This window comes from Micromonospora sp. NPDC005173 (assembly GCF_040608515.1).
GTDB lineage: Bacteria > Actinomycetota > Actinomycetes > Mycobacteriales > Micromonosporaceae > Micromonospora.
The window spans coordinates 18,430-33,341 of record NZ_JBEXIK010000019.1; the positions used below are offsets into that span (position 1 = coordinate 18,430).

General features: G+C 73.5%; 16 protein-coding genes. All 16 read right to left on the bottom strand.

The annotated features are described in order from the left end of the window. Positions 1 to 57: 57 nt before the first annotated feature. On the bottom strand, positions 58 to 813 hold the full coding sequence (locus tag ABZV00_RS21210) for a hypothetical protein (RefSeq protein ID WP_355608772.1): 756 nt from the start codon (positions 811 to 813) through the stop codon (positions 58 to 60). Between the two features lie 19 nt (positions 814 to 832). Continuing rightward, positions 833 to 1,294 carry a hypothetical protein gene (locus tag ABZV00_RS21215; protein WP_328416252.1) on the bottom strand — a complete coding sequence of 154 codons (462 nt, stop codon included), beginning with the start codon at positions 1,292 to 1,294 and terminating at the stop codon, positions 833 to 835. Beyond that, a complete protein-coding gene (locus tag ABZV00_RS21220) occupies positions 1,291 to 2,220 on the bottom strand; it encodes a hypothetical protein (RefSeq protein ID WP_355608775.1) in 930 nt (309 codons plus the stop codon). Before ABZV00_RS21220 ends, ABZV00_RS21215 begins: the two co-directional genes overlap by 4 nt. After that, on the bottom strand, positions 2,217 to 2,732 hold the full coding sequence (locus ABZV00_RS21225; protein WP_355608778.1) for a phage tail protein: 516 nt from the start codon (positions 2,730 to 2,732) through the stop codon (positions 2,217 to 2,219). Before ABZV00_RS21225 ends, ABZV00_RS21220 begins: the two co-directional genes overlap by 4 nt. Continuing rightward, entirely contained in the window at positions 2,713 to 5,406 is a 2,694-nt protein-coding gene (locus tag ABZV00_RS21230) for a putative baseplate assembly protein (RefSeq protein ID WP_355608781.1), read from the bottom strand. The genes ABZV00_RS21225 and ABZV00_RS21230 overlap by 20 nt, the downstream gene beginning before the upstream one ends. Continuing rightward, entirely contained in the window at positions 5,403 to 5,837 is a 435-nt protein-coding gene (locus ABZV00_RS21235; protein ID WP_328416260.1) for a GPW/gp25 family protein, read from the bottom strand. The genes ABZV00_RS21230 and ABZV00_RS21235 overlap by 4 nt, the downstream gene beginning before the upstream one ends. Next, positions 5,834 to 6,172: a hypothetical protein gene (locus tag ABZV00_RS21240; protein ID WP_355608783.1), complete on the bottom strand. Its 339-nt coding sequence runs from the start codon at positions 6,170 to 6,172 to the stop codon at positions 5,834 to 5,836. The genes ABZV00_RS21235 and ABZV00_RS21240 overlap by 4 nt, the downstream gene beginning before the upstream one ends. Beyond that, positions 6,172 to 7,782 (bottom strand): phage baseplate assembly protein V, encoded by a 1,611-nt coding sequence (locus tag ABZV00_RS21245; protein ID WP_355608786.1) that lies wholly within the window; start codon positions 7,780 to 7,782, stop codon positions 6,172 to 6,174. Before ABZV00_RS21245 ends, ABZV00_RS21240 begins: the two co-directional genes overlap by 1 nt. Then, on the bottom strand, positions 7,779 to 8,726 hold the full coding sequence (locus ABZV00_RS21250; protein ID WP_355608789.1) for a hypothetical protein: 948 nt from the start codon (positions 8,724 to 8,726) through the stop codon (positions 7,779 to 7,781). Before ABZV00_RS21250 ends, ABZV00_RS21245 begins: the two co-directional genes overlap by 4 nt. After that, positions 8,726 to 8,971 (bottom strand): hypothetical protein, encoded by a 246-nt coding sequence (locus tag ABZV00_RS21255; protein WP_355608792.1) that lies wholly within the window; start codon positions 8,969 to 8,971, stop codon positions 8,726 to 8,728. Before ABZV00_RS21255 ends, ABZV00_RS21250 begins: the two co-directional genes overlap by 1 nt. A gap of 1,594 nt (positions 8,972 to 10,565) precedes the next feature. Beyond that, positions 10,566 to 11,048 (bottom strand): phage tail protein, encoded by a 483-nt coding sequence (locus ABZV00_RS21260; RefSeq protein ID WP_328416270.1) that lies wholly within the window; start codon positions 11,046 to 11,048, stop codon positions 10,566 to 10,568. Position 11,049: 1 nt separating this feature from the next. Beyond that, entirely contained in the window at positions 11,050 to 12,297 is a 1,248-nt protein-coding gene (locus ABZV00_RS21265; protein ID WP_355608795.1) for a phage tail sheath subtilisin-like domain-containing protein, read from the bottom strand. 23 nt (positions 12,298 to 12,320) lie between these two features. Further along, positions 12,321 to 13,019, bottom strand: coding sequence for a carboxypeptidase-like regulatory domain-containing protein (locus ABZV00_RS21270; RefSeq protein ID WP_355608798.1), 699 nt, complete (start codon positions 13,017 to 13,019; stop codon positions 12,321 to 12,323). After that, positions 13,016 to 13,624, bottom strand: coding sequence for a glycine zipper family protein (locus tag ABZV00_RS21275; protein WP_328416275.1), 609 nt, complete (start codon positions 13,622 to 13,624; stop codon positions 13,016 to 13,018). The genes ABZV00_RS21270 and ABZV00_RS21275 overlap by 4 nt, the downstream gene beginning before the upstream one ends. A gap of 11 nt (positions 13,625 to 13,635) precedes the next feature. Continuing rightward, on the bottom strand, positions 13,636 to 13,980 hold the full coding sequence (locus ABZV00_RS21280; RefSeq protein WP_328416277.1) for a hypothetical protein: 345 nt from the start codon (positions 13,978 to 13,980) through the stop codon (positions 13,636 to 13,638). Positions 13,981 to 14,130: 150 nt separating this feature from the next. Then, positions 14,131 to 14,826 carry a DUF3153 domain-containing protein gene (locus ABZV00_RS21285; RefSeq protein WP_328416279.1) on the bottom strand — a complete coding sequence of 232 codons (696 nt, stop codon included), beginning with the start codon at positions 14,824 to 14,826 and terminating at the stop codon, positions 14,131 to 14,133. Positions 14,827 to 14,912 lie beyond the last annotated feature (86 nt).

The following is a 14,912-nucleotide window of genomic DNA, read 5'->3' on the forward strand; positions in this document are numbered from 1 at the left end:
CGTCCACGCCGCCAGGATCACAGACGATCCACCGGCGCGGTGCCGATCGCCGAAACGTCAACGGGTGGGCAGCGTGGCGGTCACCCGGACGGCCTTGACGATCGCCGGGATCGAACCGATCAGCAGCACCAGCCCCCAGATGATGGCGATCACCGCGAAGACCAGCGCCGCCACGTCGTCGACGATGCTGACCAGGATCACCGGCACCAGGTTGTGCAGGAACTCCAGCACGACCGTGCACAGCAGGGTAGTGAGAATCAGCAGCACGAGGCCCTTGTTCTGCAGGAAGCGCGGTTGGGCCAGCACCAGCAGCCCGGCCCAGACCAGCTTGAGCAGCAGCACCAGCCCGAGCAGCACCGCCGCCTCGCCGACCGGGAAGAACCCCCACAGGGCCAGATAGGCCAGCGTGCCGAACGGAACGGCCAGGAACAACGACACCATGATCATCAGTTCCACGAACGCCACGATCAGCGCGATCAGCCCGACGATGATCAGGATGACCGAGAAGATCAGGCTGGCGACGCCCTGCACCCGGCCCTGGATCCGTTCGGGCAGCAGCAGGCCCAGGCAGAACAGCCCGGTGCTCCAGACCGCCACCGCGTCGATCAACGCCAGGTAACCGGTGCCCCGGCCGGACGGCTCGCTGACCCCGGACACGTCGTCGAGCTCCACATCGAGGTCGCCGGCACTGTCGACCAGTGCCGTGCCGGCGTCAGCGCCGCCGAGCAGCAGCCCGGCGCCCAACTCCACCCCGATCGCCAGGACGACGGCGAGCATCGCCAGCAGCAGGAAAGGCTTGCGCAGGTCACCCACGGCGGCACCGCCTTCTCGGTCAGGACGTGGCCACGGTGACCGTGCAGCCACCGAGACCGGGACAGGTCACCGCCACCTCGGTCGCTTGGTCGACGGCGACCTTCGCCACCGCGCCCGTGCCGTCCGCCGCCGGCTCGACCTCGTCGCGGATGGTGAGCTCGGCGTCGCCGGGCGCCGGCGCGACGACCGTGAACCGTGCCCCGCTGCGCAGCACCAGGGTGCGCAGCCCGCCCGGGTCGGCGACCCGCAGCACGCAGCTACCGGAGAAGACCAGCACGCCGGTCTCGTCGGCGCAGTCGGCGCTGACCGTGGCCGGGTCGACGGCCGAGCGCTCGCCGCCCAGCGCCCCCAACCGCTCGACCAGCCCGTGCCGGGCCCCCGGATCACCCTGGTCGTCGCGGCCCGCGCCGACCGCGACCACGAACAGCGCCACCAGCAGGACGGCGAGCAGCCCCAGCAGCGCTTTCTGCCGGCCACTCATCGCGCGACGGCCTGCGCCACGAGCTCGGTGAACCGGATCTCGTCAACGCCCGCGAAGTAGCGGTTGGTGCCCTGCGTCTTGCCCACCACCAGCAGGGTGACCCGGTGCGGACCCTTGGTCAGCCGAACCGTGCCGACGTCCAGGAACTCCGTCTTCTGCACCGTCGGGGTGAAGCCGAGGAACGCCCCGCCGACCTGGTTGCCGTCGATGGCGAACACGGTGTTGGCGTAGTCGAGCGAGGTGGTGCGCACGGCGGCGAAGCGCCACGTGCCGTCGGCCGGGATCTGCACCGTCACGGTGACCTGGTCGCCGATGGCCAGCCCCTGGAAGAACAGCTGCTTGTCCCCGGACCAGGTCACTCCGCAGCAGTTGGGTTGCGCCACCACGACCGCCCCGCTGGTCCGCGGTGACTCCACCACCGCGGCGTCCACCAGGCTCTCCGCCTCAAGGGTGACCACCCGCGGCTCGCCGGGGTCCGGCTCGCCGCCACGGGTCAGCAGCACCACCCCCACGGTCACCACCACCAGCACCAGCGCCGCCGCGGCGGCGATCCACGGCCACGGGGTACGCCGTGGCGGGGCGACCGCCCGTACCTCGTAGGTGACCCGGCCGCTGGAGCGGGAGCTCTCCTCCGGCGCGGTGTTGGCCGAGTACGCGAACCCGGTCATGTCGTAGCGCCGGGGCGGGGTGCCGGCCGGCACGGCAAGCTTGACCAGGAACGAGACCGAGCCCTGCCCGGGCACGACCCGCTGCGGCTCGGTGACGGTGAACCAGGCCCGCTGGGAGCCGTCGCCGGGCGCCACGTCGAACACCACCGTGTCCGGCGCGTTGCCCGGGTTGGAGACGGTGAAGGTCAACTCGCCGCTGTTGCGCGGGTCGAGGGTGAACTGTTCGGCGGCGGCGACGACCGCCCACTCGGTGGTCATGACGACTCCTCTGCGACGACGATCTCGACGGTGGTCGAGGCGGGCTTCTCCGCCTCGACGATTCGGGTGATCACGGCGAGCTGGCCGGCGGCGGCCGCCGGTACCTGCACCACGACGTGAAACGGCTGCTCGGCCGGTTCGTCCAAGGCGAAACCACTCAACCCGGTAGCCACCTCGAGAGCTCTTCGCATCCCGTACGGGGTGCCGCGCCAACGAGCCAGCAGCGCCCCGTTGGCCACCAGGTCGCGCAGCCGGCCCACCGGCAACGGCAGCGGTGCGTCCGGGCGGGGCGAGGCCACGACGTGGTCCATCGCCACCCAGCGGGTCAGCTGGGCGACCAGCCCGTCCGGCGCCCGGTACGGGTCGAACAGGGCGTCCACCTCGGCGAGGATGGCCTCGTCCGGGGCGTGCAGCTCCTCCATCACCTCCAGCAGCGCCCAGAGCACGCTGCCCGGCACGCAGGCCCGCTGGTAGGCGGCGGGCAGCAGCCGTTCAATCGCCGAGCGTCGCATCCTGCCGCACCACCTCGATGTTGTGCTCGCCCGAGCAGAGCAGCCAGGTGTCCGGGACGGTCACCACGTCGGCGGTGGCCTGGTTGGCGCTGGCGGTCCAGTCCACCGCGCTGGCGCTGCGGTACACGCCCCGCTCGCCGCCGGCCAGGATCAGCCGCTCCGCCGCCTGGCCACCGGCGCCGGTGGTGGCGCTGCCGCTCACGGCGATCGCGTCTACCGGTACGAACCGGGTCCGGTCGCGCAGCGGCAGCCCGCAGTTGACCATCACCGGTTGCCACTGCGGCTGCGCGGCCAGGGTGTCCAGCCGCAGCACTCCGCCGCTCTGCGTGGCCGCCACAGCGAGGGGGCCGGCGAACGCGAGGTCCCGGCAGGTGCCGCCGATCCAGCCGCCCTGCACCGTCTGCCACTGCACGTCGGACTCGAACAACCGGGTGCGGTGGCAGCCCTGGCCGGGCTTCTTCGGATCCGGCTCACCGGCACCGCTCCACAGCAGCGTGGCCGGGCCGTCGTACTGCACCGCCAGCACCCGGTTGTCCACGTTGGAGAGACCGACGTGGGCGAAGCTGCCCGGCCGGCCGCCGGCGGTCGACAGGTACACCCCGAAGCCCGCCTGCGCGGCCACCGCGACGCCGGGCGCACCCCGCTCGGAGACGAACGCGCGCACCGCGTAGAACCCCCGGTCGGCGTCGGACGGGTCGACCAGGATCTGCAACGGCACCGCGCCGGGCAGCAGCGACACCTCGTACAGGCCGGTGTCGGTGGCCACCAGCAGCGCGCCCGCGCCGTCCCGGTCCAGCCAGGCCACGTCGGAGATCCGCGAATCCAGGTCGGTCAGCAGCGACCAGGTCTCGCCCAGGTCGGTGCTCAGGTGCACCCGGGACCCGCCGGAGGCGCGCAGCGTCACCACGGCCACCGAGCCGGGACGTGGCACGATGCCCGGCCGGACCGGCGCAGGCGCGGGCGCCACCCGCAGCACCGTCTCGCCGTCGAACCGGCCCGCCGGCTCCCAGCCCGCGCCGGCGTTGCTGGAGCGGAACAGCACCGCGCCCCGCCCGGCGTACCAGGTGCGAGGTTGGTACTGGTCGACGGCGAGGGCGCGCACCTCGGCGTCGGGCGCCTCGTCGACCACGAACCGGACCGACTCGACGTAGCGCACGCCCGGCTCGGCGTGCTCCAGCAGCCGGTACACGTTGGACGCACGCAGCGGCTCGCCGAACGGCCAGCCGGTCGGGTTGAGCGCGGTGGGCAGCGGGCTCAGCGTCTGGTGCAGCCGGTCGTGGATCCGCCGGCGGACCGCGTCCACGTCCTCCTCCCGCCGGACCACCACCCGGGCCTGCACCGAGACCGCCTTGAACCGGGCCCAGGTCGCCCGGGACCGGATGCCGACCATCCGGCGCTGTTCCAGGTCCGCCTCCACCCGGCGCCGCGCCTCGGGCACCTCGTGCTCGCGCAGCACGGCCACCGGCAACCGGCCACCCGGGCGGGCCGTCGACGGCACGTACGGCACCAGCACCACCTCGACCTCGCCCGGCCGGGCGAAGCTGTACACCGCGGCGCGGGTGAACGCGCGGGCCCGCGCCACCGCGCCGGAGCTGGTGGCCAGCACCTCGAAGTCCCGGGCGGTGACCGCGCGCTGCTGGGCGAAGAACTCGTACGGGCCGCGCAGCAGCACCGACTCCAGCGCCTCCATCTCGCGCCCGCCGGCCGCTGGCGCGGGGTTGTCCACCCGTACGCCGGGTAGCGGGTCGCGCAGGCTGGTCAGGGTGCCCGCGGCCACGTTGCCGGTCGGCCCGCCGCCGGCCCGGTACCAGAGCCGCACCTGCCGCCCGGCCGGCGGCACCGCCGCCACGGTCACCGGCGACCGCGCCGGATCAGCCGCCGCGAGATCCGCGGGCGGGGCCGGATCGGTCGGCGTGGGCTCGCCGGGGGTGTCGGGGTGGGACGGCCCGGCGGGCGGCCGCAGGTCGAGGGCGGGAGCGAAGGTGACCGTGCCAGAGCAGCGGTCCACCAGGTACACCTTGGCCTGCGGGCCGAGCCCGGCGAAGCTGTCCACCGGCCGCCAGATCTCGAAGGTGCGGCCGTCGTGCTCGCGGGCCGCCGCGCCCAGCTCCACCGTGCCGGCCGGCACCTCGACCCCGAGCAGCAGGTCCAGCGCCTCGGCGGTGTGCGCCAGCGGGGCGTGGGCCGCTCGTAGCACCTGGCCCGGCTGGCCGGTGCCGGTGCCGAGCAGCTCCGCCTCGACCGGCTCGCAGTGGTGCATCCGCACGGTCACCGACGCCTCGCCGGCGGGCAGCAGCGCCGGCTCGGTGGTGACGAACACGACCGGCCGGGGATCGGCGCCGCGGGCCGCCGCGACCCGCAGGCCGGCCGGGATCCGCACGCCGCCCTGGTCGGTGCCGCTGCGGGTGAACCGGACGTCCGCCCACGCCGCGGTGGGTGCGTGCCGGGCCACGCCGAGCAGGTTCAGGAACGAGACGTACGCCTTCTCCGGTAGCTGGTTCAGCCGGTAGATCATCACCTCGGTGAGGTGCGCGAACGCCTCCACCAGTGCCATGCCCGGGTCGTGCGCCGACAGGTCGGTCCAGGCCGGGCAGGACTGCCGGATCCGTTCCCGGGCCTCGGTGACCAGGTCGAGGAACGCGCGGTCGTCCAGGTGCGGCACGGGCAGCGTCATGACGGTCCCTCCTGCGCCGGTTCGTCGATCGGGAGCAGGTCCACAGAGAAGACCAACTGTCCGGGCGTCAGGCTGGCCCGGACCCGGTAGTCCAACCGGATCACCAGCCGCCACGCGTCGTCCGGATCCGGCCCGGCGTCCACGTCGATCACCTCGACCCGGGGCTCCCAGCGGGCGATGGCCTGCCGGACGTAGTGGATGGCCAGCCCGGCGGTGGTGTCGTCGTTGGGCGCGAAGATCAGCCGGTGCAGCCGGGAGCCGTACCCGGGCCGCATCAACCGCTCGCCGGGCGTGGTCGACAACAGCAGGAACAGCGCCTGGCGTACGCTCTCGTCGTCCTCGGTCATGGCCAGGCCGCCGGCCGCGGTGAGCGCCAACCCACCGGACCGGCCGGCGTCGAAGCCGGCGCCGACGAAGCGGAACGCCCTCACCGGTCCGCCCCCAGGAATCGCTGGCGCGGGTCGCGCACCGTGTGGTGGACCGCGTTGGGCGGCGTCCCGTTGGTGAACCCCTCCAGGTTGTCCAGCACCACCCGGTGCCCGTCGACCCGCAGCCATTCGCTGTAGCCGACGCGCAACGTCTCCGTCGTGGTGCACGGCTTGATGGTCGGTCCGTAGTTCGGGCAGGCGATGATCTTCCGTCCCTCCGGGTCGTCGTCCACCAGCACCGGCACGCCGGTGACGGTCACCCACCGCTGCGACGGCCGGTTCTCGACCCGGCCGTCGTGGTCGCAGGTGATCAACGAGTCGCGGTGGATCCAGCGCATCAGCCGTCTCCTTCGTGGTGTGCGCGGGCGAGCGCACGCGCACGCTCCGCCGCGGTGGTCGGGTCCTCGGTCGACTCGGCGTGCAGGAAGTCCACGCTGCGGGCACGGACCACCATGGCCCGGCCGGGCGCGGAGATCACCAGGTCGGTCGCCGCGTGCAGGGTGGCCAGATCGGGGGTGAGCTCCAGCCAACTACCACCCTCGGTGGCCAGCCGCAGGCTGCGCTGGACGTCGTCGACCACGATCGATTGCCCGCCGGCGGTGCGCAGTGTCCAGCGGCGGGCCCGGCCGTCGTCGATGCCCGCGTCGTACGGCTCGACGGCGCCGAAGAGCGAGCCGAGCACGATGCCCGAGGCCGGTTCGCCGCCCGGCAGCACCACCAGCACGGTGTCGTCCGGATCGGGGAGAGCCACCAGCCCCTTGCCGCGCCCCGCGCCCGGGCAGAGCACGGCGAGCCAACCGACGTCCAGGTCCCCGTATGCCGGCAGGGTCAACCGGACCCGGCCCAGCCCGTCCGGGTCGGTGACGTCGGTGACGGTGCCGAGGGTGACCACCGCGCCGGCCGCTCCACCCGTTGCGCCGGCTCCGGTTGGCGGGGCTGCCGGTGGCACGGTGGAGAACCGGGTCAGGTGGCCGCTGCCGTCCACGGTGTGCACCACCTCGGTCAGCACGTACGCCCCGGCGACCTGGTCCGGTACGCCGCTCAGGTCGATCCGCCGGCCGGGTCGCAGCGCCGGATCGCCCTCGGCCACCCCCTCGGCGGTCACCAGCGCGGCGGCCCGGGTGTCCAGCCGGGCCTGGGCCAGCGCCGCCAGCTCGTCATCGCTGCGGCCGGGCTGGTCGACCGCCGTGCGTACCCCGTCGGCGCCCACGTCGGCCGGGTCCGGCCGGTCGCCGGCCGGCCGGCCGCAGCGCGCCTCGTCGGCCTGCTGGCTGATCGGTTCGGCCCGCTGCGGGTGCCAGCCCAACGCGGCGCTCGCGCCGCTGGCCTGGTCCAGGTTGGTGGCGAGCCGCAGGGTGTGCACGTTCGCGCCGAGGGCCAGCTTCACCGGTTCGCCGTACCCGGCGAGGGTGATCAGACGTACCCCGTCGCCGTCCGCGGCCAGGTGCAGCCCGGCCCGGCCGGTCACTTCGCGCAGCAACTCCAGATCACTGTGCCGGTGCTGGAGCAGCCGCTCCAGCCGCGGCCCGTCGGTCTCTGCCGTCACCGTCAGCCCGACCTCGCCACACAGCTCCCGGGCCAGCTCGGCGGCGGTCACCGAGGTGAAGACCCGCAGCCCCTGTCGCTTGCGCAGCCGGTGCAACGCGTCGTACGCCCGCAGCCGCAGCACCGCGGCGCCGTCCGCGGCGTACTCGACCTCCACACAGGTCACCTCACCGGTGAACAGCGCGTCGGGATGATCGGCGAGCCGCAGGTCGAGCGCCGTGCCGGGGCGTACCGGGGGGTCGAACGCGCCGCCCCCGGCGGTCGTGGCGAGCACCAGCTCTGCCTGGGTGGGTTGGTCGAGCCGGGCGGCCACCCGCAGCGAGCGGACCCGCTGGCGGGCCGCGCCGGCCAGTTCGACGCCGTCGAGGAGGACGGTCAGCGCCCGGGGCGCGACGCTGGTCACGGCGCACCGCCCGGGCTGGTGCCGCCGGGGTTGGTGCTGCCTGGGTTGCCGCCGGTCGGTGTTGGGGTGGTCGTCGTTCCGGTCGCCGCACCCCAGGCCGCCGGGGCGGTGGCGATCGAGGCGCCCACGAACGACGCGCCAGCACCGACCGCGCCGGCCACCGCCCGGGCGACCCCGGCCACCGCACCAACCAGCGTCGACCCGCTGCCCGCCATCCCGCCCGCCGGGGTGGCACCGGCCGGCGGAACGGCCAGTGTGGTGCCGGCCGGCACCGCCAGCGGATCGGTGATCCGATTGTGCTCGGCCAGCAACCGCCAGCGCAGCGGCGAGCCGAGCGCGTCGTTGGCCAGCAGATCGAAACGCACCCCGGAGCGCCCCGGCTCGGCGGCGCCGTCACCGGCGGCGACCACCGCACTGCCCGGGGCGGCGGTCGGGGTGTTCGCCGCAGCCAGCTCCTCGGCGAAGCCGGCCTCCGCCTGGTCGGCCGTCTCGGCCGCCCGGACCAGCTTCAGTCGCAGCCAGGAGCGCCGTGGCGAGCCGGTGCCGGTGAACGCGTCGAACCGCTCCGCCACCGCGATGATCACGCCGGGCACGTTCCAGGTCTTGCCCCAGACCAGCCGGACCAGCGGCGGCCGCAGCCACCCGTGCTCGGCGGTGGAGTTCTCCGCCAACATCCACAGCGGACGGGTGAGCACCCGTACGTCGCTCGGGCGGACCTGCGCCTCCACGAAGTCGACGTCGAAGAGCAGGTCGAGCACGAGCTCGGTCCGGCCGCCACCGGTGAAGACCAGCGGATCGTCCGCCAGCCCGGCCCCGGTGAGCTGCCCACCGGCGGCACCCCGATGGCGTACCCCGGCGAGCCGGGTCACCTGCACGGTCTCCGGGTTGAGCAGGCAGTCCACCCGCTCCCCGGAGGAGTCGATGAGGAAGGCGACGCGTTCCATCAGTCGCCCGCCTGTTCCCGATCCAGGCGGCTCAGCTGTGCCGCGTCTAGCGCCTCACCGGGCACTGTCCACAGCGGCCGGTCGTCCGGCAGCGCCGGCCACAGGCCGCTGGCCACCGCCGACCATCCACCGCCGGTCAGGTCCGGCCCCGATCCACCCGGCTCCGCCTCGCCGGCCCGGTGTCCGGGCGACGCCGGCTCGTCCGGCAGGGCCGGCCAGGGACCGCTGCCAGCGGCGCGGGCCACGCCGAGCAGGCTATTGCCCGTCTCTGGCCCCGTACCCGCCGGGCCCGTCCACCCGGCTGGCCCTTCGCCCTCGCCCAGGTCCCGCCCGCCTGGCACATCACCCGCCGCCGAAACCCCGCCCAGCCGCCCGCGGCCAACCCCGAATCCCCTCGGGTCACCGCCAGCCCAGAACCCGCTGCGGCCGATCCCGAACCCGTCCTCGTTCGCTTCGAACCCACCCGGTCTCGCCGAGAACCCGCGTCCGCCCGCCGAGGAGCGCCCTCCGTCCCACTCATCCGAGGCGCTCTCAAACGCAGCTGTAGATCTTGGAGAGAAAGCGCCCCCGGGGGGCCCGGAATCTTCCAAGAACCGGCGCGACTCCCGCGAACCGCGCGCGGGGGTGGGTTGGGGGGTGGTCGAGGCCATTCCGGGGTGCTCGGTCCAGCGGTCGACGGGGCTGGTGCCTGGAGGCGAGCCGAGCGGGCCGGGGACCGCCGGGCGGATCATCGGCCGGGATGGCCCAACGGCTTCCCTCTCCCGTCCAGACGCCGCTGACCTGTCGTCGGCCATCCCGCCAACCGCGCCGGACGCGCCAAGCTGCGCCGATCCACCCCGTCCCGACGATGCGCCCCATCCGGCCGACGCACCCGATCCCGCCGACGTAGTCGACCCCGCCGGTGCACCAGGCCCAGCCGCCGAGTCGAACCCGCGACGGACGCGCAGTCGGGCCGGCAGCGTCCCACCGGCCGCCGGTCCACCCGCCACGCCGAACGCCATCCCCGTGCCAAACACTCCGGCGGCGCCAGAAGTACCCGCCGCATCGGAGGCACCGAACGAGCCGGCCCTGCCGAACGTGCCGGCGGCACCGAACGAACCGGTGGTGCCAAGCCCAGACTCGCCGAGTCCACCACCTCTGCCGGAAGGCCCGGACCCGCCACCCGCCCGCCACCCGCCCGATCCTCCGAACCGGTTGGCAGCACCGGGCACTCCGAACCGCCCAGCCAGACTGGGTCCGCCTGCAGTGCCGTGCCCTCCGGACACCTCCGCCGCGCCGGGCTCTCCGAAGCCGCCAGCGTCGCGCCTGCCGAATTCACCAGCGGCGGCAGGGCCGTCGGTGCCGGCAGGCCCGCCGAAGGCGCCGCCAGGGACACCGAGCCCGTCGGCAGCGTCGTACCCCTCGAACCCACCCATACCTGGGATCCCGGTCGGCCCTCCGAACCCACCCTGCGGGTCGGCAGTGGACCGGTGACCAGGCTCGCCCGGTCCCTGGCCGGCTGTGGTCGTCCGACCACCGGGGCCCCGGTCCGCTGGTCCGGCACCGTCCTCGCGGCCGGGCCAGCCGTAGCGCCCGTCGCCGGTGTCCGTGTCGGCAGCGTCGGTCGAGGCCCGACCACCCGGAGGTACGTCGAGGTCCAGGTCCTGCAGCAGACCGGGGGCGTGCGCGGTGACCAGGTCCAGCCAGTGCTGCGGTGGCTCCCCGAAGCGGCGTGGCGCTGCCGTGCGCAGGTCCGACGGCCGGCGCACCGAGTGCTGCCCGGTCGCGACGCTGGGCTCGACCCGTCCGGCGAGGCGTTGCATGGCCCCGGCCGCCGAGCGCAGCCGGCCGGCCAGCCAGCTACGCGGGAGTCGGCGCGGTGGCACCGCCGGTCTCCAACTCCAGGCCCTCGTAGCGCAGCGTCAGCGACGCGATGGCGATCTCGTGACTGAGCGTGTTGAGGTGTGCCCCGCGCCAGCGGGTGGGCCAGGCGCCGATCAGGTTCCAGCGCAGCATTTCGGCGGTGCCCACGGAGTCCAGCAGCACCACGGAGACGTTGCGGCGGTTGAGCGTGCCCTGGGCGGTGGCGTTCACCCAGTCCCACAGCTCCCGGGACGCGGTGAGCCCGAAGTGCAGCGTCACCGGCTCGTACTCCGCCTGGCCGGGCACCATCCGCATCCGGCCCAGGCCGTGCTCCCGGTACGGCTGCCCGGGGATGTTCACCTCCAGCCCACTCATCTCGGTGAAGTGGCCGTTGGTGACGCCGTTGATGAGCAGCCTGAAGTTGTACGCCCGGTACGGGTCGACCGGGGCGCCCGGTTGCGGGGTGGCTGTGGTGGGCATGTCAGCCTCCGATCGTCTCGGTCTCGGTGCCGCCGGCCCACTGGCTCAGCTTGAACACCACGAACTCGGCGGGCTTGACGACGGCGATGCCGATGTGGGCGATCACCATGCCGGCGTCACGGACCTCCGACGGGTTGGTCTCCTCGTCGCACTTGACGAAGAAGGCCTCCTCCGGGCTTCGCCCGAGCAGCGCGCCGTCGCGCCACACCCGGGTGAGGAACGCCCCGATGTCACGCCGGATCGAGCGCCAGAGGGTGAAGTCGTTGGGCTCGAAGACCATCCACCGGGTGCCGTTGGCGATGGCCTGCTCGATGGCGATGCTGAGCCGGCGCACGTTGAGGTAGCGCCACTCGCTGGCCTCGGCGGCGAGCGTACGGGCGCCCCAGACGCGGATGCCCTCGCCGGCGAAGTAGCGGATCACGTTGACGCCCTTGGGGTTGAGCACGTCGTGTTCCGGTCGGGTGACCAGGTAGCCCAGGTCGACGGCGCCGCGTACCGGCTCGTTGGCCGGTGCCTTGTGCACACCGCGCAGGGCGTCGGTGCGGGCCCAGATGCCGGCCAGGTGCCCGCTCGGCGGGGTGAGTTCCAGCTCCCCAGTGATCGGGTCGCGTACGCGCAGCCATGGGTAGTAGAAGGCGCCGAACTCGGACTGCCGGGGCCGGTACGCCGCCCCGTCGTGACCGCCCGAGCCACCGGGACCGCCCGAGCCGCCGGAACCGCTGGCCGCGCCCTCGGCGGGCTTGGGGGGCTTGCCGGAGGACGGCGTGGCGACCCGGGTCAACGCCGAGATGTCGTCGATGTCCGGCGCTGGGTCGCAGATCGCCACCATGGTGCGGGTCCGCTCGGCCATGCTCAGCAGCGCCTCGTGGGCCACCACGTCGTGGAAGCCGGGCGCGGCGATGATGGAGATCTCATCGACCGCTTCCAGTAGTTGCAGGCCACCGCGCCGCTGCCCGGTGCCGGTGATCGCGCCGCCTTCGCCGACGTTGACCACCCAGCAGCGCGCGCCGCCGTTGTCCAGGAAGCCGAAGACCGCCCGCGCCAGCGCGGTGCTCTCCGCCTGCTCGCCGCCGGCGAAGAGCCGGAGGAATTCGGTCCAGTTGTTGACCGGCACCGCCTTGCCCAGTTGGGCGGAGCGGTCCGGGGCGACGCCGACGAACGCGGCGATGCTGGTGCTCTGCGGCCCGATCGGTCGGGCGCCATCGGGGACCTCCTCGACGTAGATGCCGGGGGAGAAGTAGCTGGGCATCGGTCCTCCTGTGCGGGTGGGCGTCAGTGGGTCGGTGGCGCGCAGACGATGACGATCTCGGGTTCGGCGGGGTCGACCTCGGCGGTGAGCACGAGCCCTCGTCCGGTCAGCCGGAGTCGGACCGGGCCCGGTTGCTCGGGGTCGTGCGGGACTCCGACGATCAGGAACCGGCCGTCGGGGTCGGTGCGGGTGGCGGACGCCGTGCCGGGCAGTTCGACCCGCATGGCGGCCAGTGGTTGGTCCTCGGGGCCGACCACCCGGCCGGCGAGCGTGCGCAGCTCCAACTGCCGCAGCCGCAGCGGTTGCAGGACCGGCGGCGCGGCCGGGGTCGGGTGGTCCACCTGCGCCGGCACGTCGATCAGCAGCGCCGGGCGGGGTGCGCTGCCGAACGCCGTCCACAGCGTGGCGTCGCCGGCCTCCAGCACCACCGGATAGCTGCCGTCGCTGGTGGCGGCGGTGAGCACCCGGTCCAGGCCGGGCAGCCCGGCCGGCCCGGCCGCGCAGAGCAGGTAGCGGATCGTGAACCGGTACGGCTCGCGGACCGCGCCGCTGGAGCGGGTCTGCCGGGCCGGGCGCAGCTCCATCGGCCAGAGGGTGAGCCCGGCCGCGTCGCCGTCGGTGCGGGGCGGGCCGATCGGGACGGGTTCCCCCGCCGCGCTGGCCAGCCAGGCGGTCAGCTCGGCGGTGGCCGTCTCGATCGGTCCGCGCCCGTGGTTGGTCATCGCGGCGGCGTCCCCTGGATCCGGTAGGCGATGGCCTCGTTCCAGACGTGGGGGTAGACGCCGATCTCGAAGTAGCGGGTGAACCGGTTGATCGGCGCGTTGGTGTGGTCGTGGTAGAGCAGCCACACCGGCGCGATGGTGAACAGCACGTAGTTCGCCAGCACCAGCGGGATGTAGAGCGGGCCGAGCAGGCGGCCCTGGAAGATGTGCACGTCCTCGTGCCGCTGGATGCCGGAGCTGGAGCCGGCGCAGACGGTGCCGATGGTGGTGGCGTAGCGGGGCGAGACCCCCTCCACCACGCTGACCCGGCCGCTGCCCTGCGAGGTGGGCCGGTCCAGCGAGTGCCCGAAGAGCAGGTGCACGGCCAGGTAGATGGCCCCGACGAACGTGTTCAGCAGACTCCACGTGTGGTCGACGACGAAGAGGAGGATGCCGCGGGCGTCCGATCCGTACACCCCGGCGGAGGCCACCGCCCAGCCGAAGACCGCGCCGACCAGCAGGCCCACGACGGCGCCGATCAGCAGCCCGATCGGGCCGCCGGCCAGGAGGCCGAACAGGGCGCCGAAGCCGACCTGGACTGCCGCGCTGATGATTCCGAAGATCATGATGTCACTCCTCAGACCCAGGAGCGGAGGATGCGGGGCTCGCGGCCTTGCGCGAGCTGGGTCGGCGACGCCTGGGTCGCCTGCCGGTTGCCGGGCGGAATCTGGTTGACGCCGAGCGCGGCGGAGAAGATGACCAGGGCGTTGAAGAACGCGATGATCCACTTCTCGCCGCCGGCGTTGTCGGCGAACGCCGCGGTCACGTAGGACAGCAGCAGTGCGATGCCGATGGCGATCCACTTGCGGGCCTTGTCGCCGCTGGGGCCGATCAGCCCGCCGATGACGTTGGTGGCCAGTAGGGTGGCGGCGCTCGCGCCGGCGAGGCTGCCCAGGGCGGCCCAGGTGAAGAGATCGTTCACGGCGATCCCCCTTTTCTGCGATGGTGCGACCGGGATGAGGTGGTGGTGAGGTGAGGTCCGGTGCTCCCGGGTGGGAGCACCGGAGCCGGTCGCCGTCGTCGCGGGGCGGCCGGAGCCGGGCGTGGCCGGCGGGGCCGGCCACCGGATGGATCAGCCGGGCCCGGGAGCGCCGGCGGGCGGGCCCGGCGAGGTCGGGCCGGGGGCCGCCGGCGCCGTCGGGCGACGGCGACGCAGCAGGAGTACGCCCACCGCGGCGAGCAGCAGCAGGAGGAGCAGCCCGCCGACGATCAGCAGCCAGGGGAACCCGCCTCCGTCGGCGGCGGCGACCGGCGAGGCCGACGGTCGCGGCGGTGCCTCGGCGACGGCCCGCAGTTCGGTCGGCTTGTCCTGGTTGGAGTCCACCTTCCAGCTGACCGACCGGCCGTTGACGGTGCCATTGGTGTCGATCACCCGGCCGGGAAATGTCACCGAGATCTCGAATGACATCAACTTGAGAAATGCCTGCTGCTGCTGCGGATTTTGTTGGGCTATTGTTCCGCCGTATTTGGCCGGGTCGAGCGGCAACGTGAAGCGGTAGAAATCGCCGTCCCGCACCAGTTTGACGCTCTCGGTGTCGAAGCCCGCGAGCGGCGCCTTGCGGTAATTGATCTGGGTGCCGAAGAGTTTGTCGTCCTGGTAGCCGGTCTCCTCGCCGGGCGGCAGCGCGGGAATGTTCTGTCGCAGCTCCGCGAACGCCGCCGGTATGTTCTTGTTCCGGGAGCTGAGCAGGGATTTCTGGGCGGTCAGCAGGAGCTGCCCGTCGACCGTGTCGTCGGCGTTGACGGTGAGCCCCATGTTGAGCTGCATGCAGCCGCTCAAAACGGCGAGAAGGAGGAGACACACCGCGACGCGGAGTGCCTTACCGCGGTTGACTCTCCTGTTCATGGGCTCAG

Excerpts from the sequence above, each read along its gene's own strand:
- ABZV00_RS21215 (WP_328416252.1), bottom strand. The coding sequence starts at position 1,294 with ATGAGTGGCCGGCAGAAAGCGCTGCTGGGGCTGCTCGCCGTCCTGCTG.
- ABZV00_RS21220 (WP_355608775.1), bottom strand. The coding sequence starts at position 2,220 with ATGACCACCGAGTGGGCGGTCGTCGCCGCCGCCGAACAGTTCACCCTC.
- ABZV00_RS21225 (WP_355608778.1), bottom strand. The coding sequence starts at position 2,732 with ATGCGACGCTCGGCGATTGAACGGCTGCTGCCCGCCGCCTACCAGCGG.
- ABZV00_RS21230 (WP_355608781.1), bottom strand. The coding sequence starts at position 5,406 with ATGACGCTGCCCGTGCCGCACCTGGACGACCGCGCGTTCCTCGACCTG.
- ABZV00_RS21240 (WP_355608783.1), bottom strand. The coding sequence starts at position 6,172 with ATGCGCTGGATCCACCGCGACTCGTTGATCACCTGCGACCACGACGGC.
- ABZV00_RS21250 (WP_355608789.1), bottom strand. The coding sequence starts at position 8,726 with ATGGAACGCGTCGCCTTCCTCATCGACTCCTCCGGGGAGCGGGTGGAC.
- ABZV00_RS21260 (WP_328416270.1), bottom strand. The coding sequence starts at position 11,048 with ATGCCCACCACAGCCACCCCGCAACCGGGCGCCCCGGTCGACCCGTAC.
- ABZV00_RS21265 (WP_355608795.1), bottom strand. The coding sequence starts at position 12,297 with ATGCCCAGCTACTTCTCCCCCGGCATCTACGTCGAGGAGGTCCCCGAT.
- ABZV00_RS21270 (WP_355608798.1), bottom strand. The coding sequence starts at position 13,019 with ATGACCAACCACGGGCGCGGACCGATCGAGACGGCCACCGCCGAGCTG.
- ABZV00_RS21275 (WP_328416275.1), bottom strand. The coding sequence starts at position 13,624 with ATGATCTTCGGAATCATCAGCGCGGCAGTCCAGGTCGGCTTCGGCGCC.
- ABZV00_RS21285 (WP_328416279.1), bottom strand. The coding sequence starts at position 14,826 with ATGCAGCTCAACATGGGGCTCACCGTCAACGCCGACGACACGGTCGAC.